Source organism: Microbispora sp. H10885, from assembly GCF_014161415.1.
In the GTDB taxonomy this organism is placed as follows: Bacteria; Actinomycetota; Actinomycetes; order Streptosporangiales; family Streptosporangiaceae; genus Microbispora; species Microbispora triticiradicis.
In genome coordinates, this window is the sequence record NZ_JABBWY010000001.1 from 210150 (window position 1) to 222631 (window position 12482).

At 67.6% G+C, this 12482-nt stretch carries 10 protein-coding genes; 4 read left to right on the plus strand and 6 right to left on the minus strand.

Annotated elements, in window-relative coordinates; translation table 11 throughout:
• Positions 1-158: 158 nt before the first annotated feature.
• Positions 159-908: a hypothetical protein gene (locus HHX37_RS01000; protein ID WP_220502523.1), complete on the minus strand. Its 750-nt coding sequence runs from the start codon at positions 906-908 to the stop codon at positions 159-161.
• Positions 909-1471: 563 nt separating this feature from the next.
• Between HHX37_RS01000 and HHX37_RS01005 the strand changes: the two genes are divergently transcribed.
• A complete protein-coding gene (locus tag HHX37_RS01005; protein ID WP_220502524.1) occupies positions 1472-2488 on the plus strand; it encodes an NAD-dependent epimerase/dehydratase family protein in 1017 nt (338 codons plus the stop codon).
• A 5-nt stretch (positions 2489-2493) separates the two neighbouring features.
• On the opposite strand, the gene HHX37_RS01010 is transcribed toward HHX37_RS01005, so the two are convergent.
• Positions 2494-3036 carry a hypothetical protein gene (locus tag HHX37_RS01010; RefSeq protein ID WP_182884189.1) on the minus strand — a complete coding sequence of 181 codons (543 nt, stop codon included), beginning with the start codon at positions 3034-3036 and terminating at the stop codon, positions 2494-2496.
• A 35-nt stretch (positions 3037-3071) separates the two neighbouring features.
• On the opposite strand from HHX37_RS01010, the gene HHX37_RS01015 reads away from it, so the two are divergent.
• Positions 3072-3302 carry a hypothetical protein gene (locus tag HHX37_RS01015; RefSeq protein WP_259406124.1) on the plus strand — a complete coding sequence of 77 codons (231 nt, stop codon included), beginning with the start codon at positions 3072-3074 and terminating at the stop codon, positions 3300-3302.
• On the opposite strand, the gene fxsT is transcribed toward HHX37_RS01015, so the two are convergent.
• On the minus strand, positions 3299-6235 hold the full coding sequence (gene fxsT, locus HHX37_RS01020; protein WP_182884190.1) for an FxSxx-COOH system tetratricopeptide repeat protein: 2937 nt from the start codon (positions 6233-6235) through the stop codon (positions 3299-3301). The two genes, HHX37_RS01015 and fxsT, sit on opposite strands and share 4 nt — an antisense overlap.
• A gap of 1207 nt (positions 6236-7442) precedes the next feature.
• On the opposite strand from fxsT, the gene HHX37_RS01025 reads away from it, so the two are divergent.
• Together HHX37_RS01025 and HHX37_RS01030 are read left to right on the plus strand one after the other, a co-directional pair.
• Positions 7443-8375, plus strand: a complete 933-nt coding sequence (locus tag HHX37_RS01025) for a PIN domain-containing protein (protein ID WP_182884191.1) — start codon at positions 7443-7445, stop codon at positions 8373-8375.
• Positions 8372-8626 (plus strand): hypothetical protein, encoded by a 255-nt coding sequence (locus HHX37_RS01030; RefSeq protein ID WP_182884192.1) that lies wholly within the window; start codon positions 8372-8374, stop codon positions 8624-8626. Before HHX37_RS01025 ends, HHX37_RS01030 begins: the two co-directional genes overlap by 4 nt.
• A 124-nt stretch (positions 8627-8750) precedes the next feature.
• Here HHX37_RS01030 and HHX37_RS01035 read toward each other — a convergent pair whose 3' ends face one another.
• From HHX37_RS01035 to HHX37_RS01045, 3 genes are read right to left on the minus strand one after another with little or no spacing between them, the layout of a single operon-like run.
• Positions 8751-10139, minus strand: coding sequence for an XRE family transcriptional regulator (locus HHX37_RS01035; RefSeq protein ID WP_182884193.1), 1389 nt, complete (start codon positions 10137-10139; stop codon positions 8751-8753).
• 60 nt (positions 10140-10199) lie between these two features.
• Positions 10200-11069: a phosphotransferase gene (locus HHX37_RS01040; RefSeq protein ID WP_182884194.1), complete on the minus strand. Its 870-nt coding sequence runs from the start codon at positions 11067-11069 to the stop codon at positions 10200-10202.
• Positions 11066-12433 carry an XRE family transcriptional regulator gene (locus HHX37_RS01045; protein WP_182884195.1) on the minus strand — a complete coding sequence of 456 codons (1368 nt, stop codon included), beginning with the start codon at positions 12431-12433 and terminating at the stop codon, positions 11066-11068. Before HHX37_RS01045 ends, HHX37_RS01040 begins: the two co-directional genes overlap by 4 nt.
• Positions 12434-12482 lie beyond the last annotated feature (49 nt).

Below are 12482 nucleotides of genomic sequence, written 5' to 3' on the forward strand. Positions count from 1 at the left end.
GACGATTTCCGCTCTCACTTAAATACGGTTCCTGTGAAGTCCCGACCGTCCGCCGTTCCCAAGATTCTCGATTCCAGCCCTACCGGGGCACCGTCACATCGCGCCGATAACTAAAGGGCTCCAGAGCGGTCCTCTGGAGCCCTTTAGCAGCTTTGTGGCTAGTTCTCTGTGGGTTCGGTGCCTCCGAGCACCATGGCGCCTCTGGCGTCGTCCAAACGGGACGACAGCTCTCGCCACTCGGCCCGTCCGGCGTCCCGTACCCGGATCACGGCACGACGGGACCCGTACGCTCCGCCGTGCTGGGACTGCGCAGTTTTGGCGAGAACGCCCGCACGTCCCAGGTCATCAGCCTGAGCCGCGATACTGAGAGCCCGACGCAGGACGGGGAAGTCTGTGCCGTCCCCGAACGCGGTGCGGAACATCTCTGCGCTGTGCTGAGACACGCAGAACGCGACAGCTGCCCCCGTAACCGTCTCCGTGCGCGGAACGCCGCGCATGAGCTGAGCCCCCGGCGTCGTGTCGATTTCATCAGCCGGAACGTCGACCCGATAGCCGTTCCGCGCAGCGGCATCGCGCACTGCCCACCGCTGCAGAGTCGTCCGCGTGATCGTAATTTCCGCGCCGTCCCGGCGCACGTAGACCCATGCCTGAGCCTCCCGGGTAGAGCCGCTGTCCGGGGTAGGGGCGCAGGACGCGAGCACGTCACGCAGGCGCTGAGCGAAGAGAAGAACGGCGTCCTGTGTGACGTCGTCCGATACATCGTCGGTTCCGTACGGCGCGTGCCCGCCCTTGACGATGGTTGCGCTTCCGTCCATTCGCTTACGCGAACGAGTGGCATCGACGGTGCGGCAGTAGCCGCGCGCGAGCCTTTGAATCTCTGCCCAGTCGTCCGCCGCTACGCGCGCCATATCCTCAGGGTTGAGGCTGGCACCGGGGACGTTAGCGGGAACGCATTTCCCGGGAACTCCGTTCGCCATGATCGATCTCCGATTGGTCCGCGACACACGATTGCGTGTGTCACCGTTTTCTTGGTCAATCCAATTGAACCGCGAAACGGAGATCGAATCAATGAGGCTGCGGCCATTCTTACTATGTTTTACCTGGTCGGAGCTGGTAGGCGCATATGGGAAGAATGCAAGGAGAGTGGGGCCGATTGCTGCGCTTGAATGGCGATGGGTATTTTATAAGTGGGTTCGCAATAGGCATTCTGAATCCCATTTCAAGTAGTCGCTTGGGGTCTCGCGGGCTCCCCCCGAGAACATCTGTAAGTGCCTTGGCAGCTCTTGAGTCGGGGTGAGGTCCGGCCTTGGCGCCAGCAGCTCTACCAGGGGAAATACGCCCCTAGAGGCGCCGGGTTAAGCAGGATGGCCAACCGGTGGGCTATCAGGAGGGGTGCTCGGAAGGCTGCTGGCCGTCTCTGGGAGTGGTGATCCTGTCGACGCCACTGCCTACCTGCGTGATGATCGGGGGCATGAGGGTTCTGGTGCTCGGCGGTACGCGCTTTGTGGGCAGGGTGTTCGTCGAGGAGGCCCTCGCCCAGGGGCATCGGGTGACCACCTTCAACCGGGGCCGGACGGGGAAGGCCGTACCCGGAGCCGAGGTCGTTCGCGGAGACAGGGAGAACGGGTCCGACCTGCTGTCCCTGGTCCAGGGACGGGAATGGGACTGGGTAGTCGACACCAGCGGCTATGTTCCACAGGTTGTGGGAAACGCCGCGCGTCTCCTATCTGACAGGGCGGGCGCGTACGTTTTCCTCTCCACCATCTCGGTGTATCCGGGCTGGCCGGCCGAGCCCGTCGACGAGGACAGCGCTGTCTACGATTGTCCACCGGATGCCGCCGGCACCGCTGAGGATGAGGCGAACTGGTCCGCCGCCCAGTACGGCGCCTTCAAGGCCGGCTGTGAACGCGCCGTCCAGGAGGCGTTCGAGGGCCCTGTTACCGTCCTGCGGCCGGGGGTGATCCTGGGGCCGCAGGAGAACGTCGGCCGGTTGACCTGGTGGCTGCGACGGATAGCTCAGGACGGCCGGGTCTTGGCCCCGGGCCAGCCGGCCAAGCAGATCCAGCCTGTCGACATCCGGGACCTGACGGCCTTCACGCTCAGGTGCCTGCAGCGCGGAACGACGGGGGTGTTCAACGTCACCGCACCCCGGGGGCACGCCACCTTCGGCGAGATGCTCGAGGCGTGCCGTACGGTGACGGGTTCGCAGGCGGAGTTTGCGTGGGTGGACGACGCGTTCCTCGTCGAGCACGGCGTGAGGCAGTGGACCGAGATTCCCCTGTGGCGTACTCCTCGGGGAACGTGGGAGGTGGGCGCTGCGGCAGCCGCAGCCGCCGGCCTGACGTGCCGACCGATCGCGGCTACCGTTCGTGACACGTACCTGTGGCTCACCGAGACCAACGGGCCGCTGGCCTACGGCCGCCAAGCGCATCACGGACTGTCCCTCCAACGGGAACACGAACTTCTGGAGGCATGGGACCGCTGCTGAGTAAGTCAGTCGGTCGCGGGGCTGCCGAGCGTGCTGTAGTGAGGAAACAGTACGGTTGCCGCCTGTCTGCCAGCCGGACCGCTCAGCGCGAGGGACCCCTGCAGCCACGCCCGGTCCCCTTGGTCGAAGGTGCCACTACCGCCGAGCAGGGGTTCTAGTTCTTGTTCGGTGAAAGCGCGGGCCAGTGGCAGCGTCGCCCTGCCGAGGGGGTCGGAGTCGTAGGGGTATGCCCCCCACGCTGCGGCTTCCTCCTCAGTTGGAGTGATCCAGAAGTCGTACAGCAAGGACGAGAGCACCGGACGGATGTCGTCACCCGCGTGAGTCAGGGAAAGCGCGGAGCAGAAGGCATAGATCGCGGCGCGGTAGACATCGAATCCCCACGCGGAGACCGGGGGGTTGATGCTCTCCAGCATCGCCTCGATCTGACCTGACGCTGTACTCCGGTAGCCAGACACGATGGCGTGGTCGGCCGTGCAGAACGTCTCGACGATGTACGGCACGTCGGGAACTCGCCACTGCACTCCCGGCTCGGCAATGGTGTTGTACATGTACGCGGTATTGAACTCGGGGTCTGTCCGCCCGGATGCGCGCGGCTCGTGTCCCCAGAAGAAGGTCTGAGGTACGGGCAGGTCTGTCGGTTCCGGTCGTCACCCCGGACCTCATCCGCGCCGCCCGCGACCTGCTGCCCAACCCCGAGCACTCGTTTACGTCGATCGCCAAGCTGCTGGGGGTGAGCCCGGGGACGCTGTACAACCACATCCCCGACCTGCGCGAGCTACGGGCCGGCCACCAGCCCACGAACACGCCCGCTTAGCGATAGCGACGCAGCCACCGGTACCCTCTCGCCTGTTTCCTCAAGTAGTCCAAGTTGGTCCGGGCGGTCAACGTGTCCGGGTGCTCCGGTCCTGACACTCGCTCGCGCACCGGCACCAGTTCCGCGAACAGGTCCCGCGCGGCCGCCGCATCCCCCGCCATCCCCGTCCATGTGGCGAGGTTCGCCTGGGCGGTCAACGTGTCCGGGTGCTCCGGTCCTGACACTCGCTCGCGCACCGGCACCAGTTCCGCGAACAGGTCCCGCGCGGCCGCCGCATCCCCCGCCATCCCCGTCCACCAGGCCAGGTTGCCCCGGGCGGTCAACGTGGACGGGTGCTCGGCACCCAGCACCCGCTCCCGCACCGGCACCAGCGCCGCGAACAGGCCCCGCGCGGCCGCCGCATCCCCCGCCACCCCCGTCCATGTAGCCAGGTTCGCCTGGGCGGTCAACGTGGACGGGTGCTCCGGCCCTGATGCCCGCTCCTGCACCGGCACCAGTTCCGCGAACAGGTCCCGCGCGGCCGCCGCATCCCCCGCCATCCCCGTCCATGTGGCGAGGTTCGCCTGGGCGGTCAACGTGTCCGGGTGCTCCGGTCCTGATGCCCGCTCCTGCACCGGCACCAGTTCCGCGAACAGGTCCCGCGCGGCCGCCGCATCCCCCGCCTCACCCGTCCACCGGGCCAGGTTCGCCTGGGCGATCAACGTGGACGGGTGCTCGGCACCCAGCACCCGCTCCATCACCGGCACCAGTTCCGCCAACAGATCCCGCGCGGCCGCCGCTTCCCCCGCCGTCCCCGTCACGTAGGCCACGTTGCCCCGGGCGATCAACATGGACGGGTGCTCGGCACCCAGCACCCGCTCCATCACCGGCACCAGTTCCGCCAACAGATCCCGCGCGGCCGCCGCATCCCCCGCCTCACCCGTCCACCGGGCCAGGTTGCCCCGGGCGATCAACGTGGACGGGTGCTCGGCACCCAGCACCCGCTCCATCACCGGCACCAGTTCCGCCAACAGATCCCGCGCGGCCGCCGTATCCCCCGCCGCCCCCGTCCACGCGGCCAGGTTCGCCTGGGCGGTCAACGTGTCCGGGTGCTCGGCACCCAGCACCCGCTCCATCACCGGCACCAGTTCCGCCAACAGATCCCGCGCGGCCGCCGCTTCCCCTGCCTCACCCGTCAGATAGGCCAGGTCCGCCCGGGCGATCAACGTGGACGGATGGTCAGAGCCGAGGGCGTCTTGCAAAGCGCTTGCGTGGCGGTGTTGGAGGGTTTTGGCGTTGCGGTAGTCACCGCTGGTGAGCAGGTAGTTGACGACAGTGCGCATGCCAGGAGATTCGGCCGGTAGGGCGACGCGGGCGTGTGGCAACAACCTCGCGTAGACGGGCCAGGAGGAGGTGCGCTCCGGGTCCTCGGGGAGGGCGGCCTGCAGTAGGTTGGCCGAGGTGCTTCGGGCCTCGGCGCCCTCGTGGCTGGACAGGCCGGCGAGGGTGACGACCTGAACCAGGCGGTGCACGCTGACCAACTGCCCGTCCGGGGAGCGGGTGATCATGCTGTAAGAGGCCAGCACCCCCAGTGCCTCGGCCACCTCGGCCGGGCCCGCGCCATCCAGTCCGTGAAGGACGGTCCAGGGCAGCTCGTCGGGGGCGTAGCAGGCCAGCACCCGCAACACCCGCGCCGCAAGCGGGCTTTGTTGGCCGATGCGCTGTCCCGTGACCGCCCACACCCGCGCGACGACCTCCTGGGCGTCAGAGCCGGGCCCTGACCGTGGGCGCACGTGCGCGGTCAGCGCCCGGGCCGGGGCGGTACGCAGCAACTCCAGGTAGGCCGCGACCGTGATGCCGGGGGTGTGGGCGATGTAGGCGCCGGCCTGCTTGAGCGCCAGCGGCAACCCATCCAGCTCGCCGGCCAGCTCCTCCAATGCCTCACGGTCGCCAGCAACGGCGGGGCCCATGAGTTCGGCCAGCAGGTCGACCGCGGCCGGCCGGGGCAGCACGTCCAGGCGGATCACCGTCGCCAGGTCCTCCCAGCCCACGTCGCGCCGGGTGGTGACCAGCACATGCCCGCGGGTCAGCCGTCCGAGCAGGGGCTGCAGGTGATCGATGTCCTCAACGTTGTCGAAAATCATCAGCCACCGGGCCGACATGCCGGTCAGCCAGGCCAGCGCCCAGGCGGCGGCCTCCTGCTCCGGCGCCTGACGCGCCGCCTGGCCCGCCTGACCGCCCACCGCGACGCACAGGGCGCGGCACAGCTCGGCCAGCCCGGCCTGGATTCCCTCCACGGTGTCGGCGCTCACCCACCACACCAGCTCGTAGTCCGCCCGGCGGGTGTGGGCGTAATGCAGCGCCAGCTCGCTTTTGCCGACCCCGCCCAGGCCGACCACCGCCTGCGCGATCACCCCCGGCCCCGACCGCAACGCCTCGCCCAGCTCAGCGAGCTGGTCATCACGGCCGATGAACACCCGCGACGGCACCCTGGGCATGCCCATCAGCCCACCGGAAGGCACCCCTACCGCGGACACACTCGGCAGCGCCGGCGCCGGTGCAGGCGGGGAGACCGTGGTCATGGTCAACGAGGCGATGTCGCCCGTCAGCACCGGCCCTCTGGCGTCACCGCCGACCACGACCGCGCGGTCCCCACTCCCGGACACCCCGCCGGGGCCGATCACCTGGCCGCCCGTGACCTGCCCCACGATCATCCCGCCCGACATCGCCCCGCCCACCACAGGCGAACCCGCCCCCGTCGACGACGGGCCGCCCGCCGACGGCGGGGCCGGATCCCCGCCGGGACGCAGCCCCCAGACGCTGACCACCAGCCCGGCCGCACCCAGCAGCATGCCGAGGAAACTGGCCCGCTTGTCCAGCACGTCCAACACGCCCGCGTCGATGTGCAAGGGGTCGGCGACCAGTTCCACCACCCCGGCCGCCACCAACAGCACCGAGACGATCAGTCCCGCCAGCCACCAACCCGGCCCACGGCGACCAGTCCCACCACGAGGGGACAAGTTTGGCGGCGGCGATGAGGAGGGGGAGGAGGACACGCTCCCAAGATTGCCGCCTACGCGCGATACCCCACCACACCGTCACGAACCCGTTACCCAGGACAGGACGTGCGACCCTGCAGAGCCGTCCCGGAAACCACCGTTTTCGGGACGCTCCTTTCCGGGAGTGGAAGTCCTCCGGAGAGGCCTCGATCGCGCCCGGGTCCGCCGCGACGTGCGCCTGGCCGTCGGCGCGATCGCCCACGCATGGCCAGATGCGAGGCCGGTGTTCACCTCCCTCCCTGCCAGGGCAGCAGGCTGGCCAACGTCACCGACGTCTCATCCCGCGCGTCCGCGCCGTACTCGTCCCACCCGCGGGCGAACAGGTGCACTTCCCGTGATAGCGAAAGCCCCGGCTTCCTCAGGGAAAGCCGGGGCCGACGCAATTTCATCCGCGTACAGTTCGTAGGTCAGTTACGCACGTTGTTGGCCTCCAACCTTGGCGGGTTCGTGGACGACGACGTCAACCTGACACTGCGGCGGCTCTTGCGAGGACGCATGAGCCACCAGGTAGTACACGGCGAACGAGCCTGCGGCGAACAGGCCCAGAACGCCCAGGCGGATGGTCGCGGGCCAGCTTCCCAACGCTGCCCGGACCGTCCGCCCGGCCTGCTCAGCCAGTTCCGGTTCAGCTGCCTCCGGTTGGTCTTGCCCGTTGAGCATTGACGATCATTTCTTCCTTTCTCCCCCGAACACAGAAGAAGCGCTCAAACACAACGACCTAGACTCCCGGTTGTCCTGATCAACACGGGCAAGGTCACGTGCCTGAACGCCTCACAAAGCGTGCCCTGCGTATTCGGTTATGGGTACTACTTGCGGTGATGTCCGACTGACACGGCCCCCATCACACCCAAAGGGGGGCATAACGCCCCATCAGGAAGGGCGAATGCCAGACATCGAAGAACCGGCCTCCAGCACTTCGACCGACTCGGGGGAATTCTCCCAGAGGCGCCCCGCCCTGGGGTGACAAATTCCGGATTTCCTAGGCCAAGATCAGTGGCGGTTGGGATGGCATGCTGGCTTGCTCGGCACGAGTGCCGCCGACGCCCGACCCAGGCCACCCAAATCAGCTGATAGCTCAGCCATATTCTGGGACGATTCGGGAATGCTGATCACGCCACGTCCTGGAGTGGATCGGGACACCCTTGTCGAAGCCCTCACCAGCGTCCTCACAGGGGCGATCAACGCGAGGGGCGCAGGCGGCGACGTGATCCTGCAGCATGACGCTTATCTGAGGTGGGTTGATGACGCCGTCTATACCCTGCGGGAGAGGATCAGTTCCGCTGACCTCGACCAGATGGTCCTCACCCGCCGCTATTGGATGCTTCAGCCCTTGACCACGCCTCATCTCGTTCAGGGCACCATGCAGCGGGTGATCAACACCGAACTCAGCGAGCGGGTGTCTGACCTCGAAGCGGCTGTCAAAGCCCTGAAACACCAGATCATCCGCTGGTCCCGCGACGGCGTGTTCGTCGTGCCTGACACCTCGATGTTCATCCAGCACCCAGACAAGATCGCCGATATGGACTTGCGGGGTCAGCTTGGCATCCGCGAGGAGCCGATCCATCTGCTGCTACCGATCATCGTGATCGACGAACTCGACAGCCTGAAGAAGTCCAAGAATGAGCATGAACGATGGCGGGCCCGGCACACCCTTCAGGTGCTCGACGCCCGGCTCCGCAACCCCAGCGAGCCCGGCGAACTTCGCCCGGAGGACTACACGCCGCTGAACAACGGCGGGATACCGCGCGGCCGGGTGACCGTGGAGATCGTCTTCGACCCGCCCGGCCACACCCGGCTACCCGTCCCTGACGACGAAATTGTGGACGCGGCGCTGCGCATCGAGTCCCTGGCCGGACGCCGGGTGATGCTCATTACCTACGACACGAGCCAGTCCATGCGGGCCCGCGCCGCCAGCCTCAGCGTTGTGAAAATCGCACAGGAACCGGGGCCAGAACCCGACCCAGAGCAGCGGCAGGGGCGCAAGAACGGGCAGCCGAAGGCGGAACGGCGGATTTCCACTCGTCAGGACGCATGAGCGCCGAACGTCCGACCGCAGCGGCGCCAAGAGTTACTCGCTGGCGTCGCGCCTGGCTAGTCATCAGGATCTGGGAGCAGGAGACGGAGCCGGATTGCAGAGCCGCCGCCGAGGCCGGCGACACCTTCGCCCTGCAGATCCTGGCCACGATATGGGAGGAGGATGGCGACCGTCTCGGAGTCGAACGCTTGTACCAGGCCGCCGCTTATGTTGGTGACACCTTTGGGCTGCTGGACATAGCCAAGCGGTGAATGGAGGAGGAAGGCGGTGGCCGGAGGCAGACCTGCTGCGGTTTGGGTTGGAAACGCATGGATCGGTTGCCGTGCCATGGTGAGCAGGGATTGCGACTGTCACCCTTCGGGAAACGTGCATGCATCAAATCGCCGGTAGGGCCAGGATGGCGGTCTCCGCCGAGAAGACCTCGATCCTCTCCGCCAAGGCACCTGCCTCGCGAGACGCGATGGAAGCGAGAGAGGCACGGACCTGCCCCATGCGCTTGACCAGGCCCTCAACCCGTTTGTCTGGCTGCAAGGCGAAGACAGGGGCCAGAGCGTCGGCGACTCCGTCGATGTCGCCGGCGAGGAGGCGGGCGGCGGCTAGGTCGACGGATGCGCTCGCCTCGGCGGCATACCAGCGCTGCTCTTCCGGAGCCGACCGGTAAAGGTTAAGCGCTCGCTGGCACTCGGCCTCTGCCTCTGGCGCCAACCCCGCGCTCAGGTATGCGGAGCCCGCGCAGAAGGCTTGCCGCGCCTCGTCGAAGCCGAACTCTCCACCCACTTCGTCGTGGAGTTCTCCCCGCGGCCCACGGGCGTCCTGGGCGGCAAGGATTGCCTCACGAGTGCCGGAAGCGTCGCCAAGAAGGGCGGACGCTCGCGCGGCGATGCTGAGCAGTCTCACGCGAGTCGTACCGGGGGGAGCGATAGCCAGTCCTCGCTCCACCAACCGGAGCGCCTGAGTCGGGCGGCCAGCCCAGAACTCCACGCAGGCCAGCAGTCCGTCGGCCCACGCCGACAGTTCGTTGTGGCCGATGACCTCTCCGTAGACACGGGCGGCCCTGGCCTGCTCCGCCGCGGCGTACGGGTAGCCGAGATCGAAGCTCGCGCTGCCCAGCAGCCCGCAGAGCTGCCCGGCCGCGAGGTACAGGTCCTGTTGCTGCCTGGGGTTCCGCGTACGATCCAGCAGCCGATACGCGCGGTTGCGGACCCGGGTCAGCTCACCGAAGAGCGGAAGCAGTGGTTCGTACACGTACGCCCGGGCCAGGCGGAGGGTGTCGTCGCCGAGTTGCTCCAAGGCGTTCGGTCCGACGGCCGCGGCCTCGATCTCCGCTGCGTGGTCGCTGGATTCGCTGGCGGCGCTCATAAACACGTCTCGTTCCGTCGCGGGCACCGACATCTTCACACCCGGTGTGTAGTCGGTGGCGAAGCCGAGCTCCACCGGGCCGGTCCGGAAGAGCCGACATAGCAGGTCGAGGTAGTCCGCGCCCGGCCGGTGCCCGCTCTCCCAGTCAAGCCAGGATCGCTTGGTCAGGCCCCGCGTGCCAAGCCCCTGTCCTTCGCACATCCGGTGCAGCGCCTGGACGGCCTTCTCCGCGCTGCTCCATCCATGTGCCAATCGAAAGCATTTGAGCGGGTGATGTCCGCAGCACTGGCCGATCTCGGCGGCGATCGCGTTCAGCAATGCGAGCGGCGGAGGATCAGGCGCCTGAAGAAGCCGGAGCATGCGGATGCGCTGGGCGCACTCGACGTCGTGTCCATGCCTGGCCATCTCGGGGCCCTCCCAAGCAGGGTCGGCTTCAACGGTACGTCACCGTTCGAGAGCGCGCAGCTACTCGTACGGGGTCCATCGGCGCGGGCCGGCATCGCGCAGATTGGCGATCCTTCTGCTGATCTCGTGTGCGATGGACGGCCGGCTCGACAGAGCTGGCAGCGCCCCCGTCAGCATGGTCAGCTCCCTGGCCTGCCGGAGCAGCGAGAAGGACTCCGAGGCCATGACGTCGAACCCGTACGAACCCAGGAACTCCTCAGCGCCGGGATGGCCGAAACGCAGGCCGTTCACCACCGTGGGCACCAGGTCCCATTCGAGCGGCCCATGGCACATCTGGTCGAGATCGCACAGCACGACCTCCTCACCATCCCACAGCAGGTTGCCCGCCCATGCGTCGCCGTGAATCAGGCCGTTCGGCAGCCGGTAGGGGTTGGAGGGCAACTCCACATCCAGGCGGTCGCACCACCGCAGGAGGAAGTCGCGATCGCGATCAGCGAGCGTGCCGACAGCCAGCTGAAGATTGGCCCGCGCATCCGATACCGGATCCCACGATGCCAGCCGGAAGGGAGGCAGCTCCTTGTGCAGTCGGCGCAGTAGCGGTGCGAGCCGTACGACGGACGGAGCCTGGCGGGGTTGCGGAAGGTACTGCCAGAAGGTGGCGACGGCACCATCCACGACGACGGCCTCGGGGACATCCCCATGGACACGCACCGCCGGAAACCCGATGTCTTCGAGCCAGTGCGCCATGCGGATCGCCCGTCGGGCCTTGGCCGCCATGTCCACCGAGGCGATGCGGACGACGGCGTTCACCCGGGGCAGGTAGTAGACGACATTCGCGCAGATTCGTACGAGGCTCGCCCCGCGAGGGTCGACTCCGGCCGCGTGGCAGAGCGCGGACACGATGCCGGTCTCCGTGAGCACGGCCGTCATCGTGCCAGCTCTCCTCTCGACCCAAAAGCATGGAAGTCCTCGATGCGCTCGGCCAATGCGCGCGCGTACGAACACCCGCGGAACTGCGGCTCGGTGCTCACCCAGCGGCGTACTCCCTGCAGGCGCTGGGCGAGGCCGTCGATGTGCTGGTGCTCTGGCAGGGCCAGGACGTTGGTCACGACAGCCGTCGCCGCCTCCAGATCCCCCTTCAGAAGATGCCCCAATGTGAGGTCCGAGTAGGCGATCGCCTCGTTCCCGTACGCCCGAAGATGGGGTGGCCCCGTTTGGTAGAGGGAGACGGCCTGGTCCGCGTAGGTGATGGCTGCGTCGGCGTGGCGCAGGTGCACGTGGGCGCCCGCAGCGAGGTAGGAGTGCTTGGCCAGGTCGAAGCGGAACTCTCCGCCGACGCCGTCGTGGATCTCGTCGTAGTCGCCCTTGTGATCCCACGCACCTCCGATCGCGCGGACAGCCTCCGCCTCCGCGCCCATTGCCGCGGACGCCAAGGCCTCGATACTGGCCAGGCGCGCGAAGGCCGAACGGCTGGGGGCGTAACGCTGGCCATCCTGAGCGAGGCGTACGGCCACGTCGGCGGAGCCGCTCCAGTAAGCGATCATCGCTTGCAGCCCGCGAACCCACGCCCGCAGCGCCTGGTGATCGATGACCGCGGCATAGGTCCATGCGGCCTTCGCCTGAGACGTCGCGGCCGCTTGGTCCCCGAGGTCGAGGCTCGCGTTGGCGAGCAACCCGCACACCTGACCGGCCAGCAGCATGAGCTGGGCGGCCTGACCAGGGCGGACCCGCGCATCGAGGAGCCGGAAGACCTCGCCGCGCAGGTGAAGCATCCGGTGGAAGAGCGGTAGCGGGTCGCCGTAGACGTACTCGCTCGCGAGCCGGCGGATCTCGTCTTCGAGGTGCTCTAGGGTGATCGCGCTGATGTCGCTGAGCTGCGCCTCACTGGCGTGCGTGAGTGACTCGCGCGCCACCTCTGTGATGAGGGCCCGCCGGCTCAACGGTGGTCGCGCCGACTCGTCCGATGGGGCGTACGACCGCACGAACCCCAGCTGCACGGGATTGGTGAGGAACAGCCGGCAGAGCAGATCCTGATAGTCGGCGCTCGGCAGATGCTCGCCCTCCCACTCGATCCAGGAACGGACCGTGAGACCTCGAGCACCGAGCCCTTCACGCGCGCACATCTCGTGGAAGGACTCGACCGCCTTCTCAATCGTCCAGCCCCTGGCCAGTCGATGTGCTTTCAGGGCTGAATGGCCGCAGCAGGCGCGTATGTCCTGCGCGATCCCATTTGGGGGTTTGTGCGCGTTCCCCGTCCGGATCCTCCTGGCGCATTCCAGGTCGTGACCAGGCATATGCCGAAGGTAAATCAGAAATCCTAGCCGTAGTGGCTCCATCCATGTG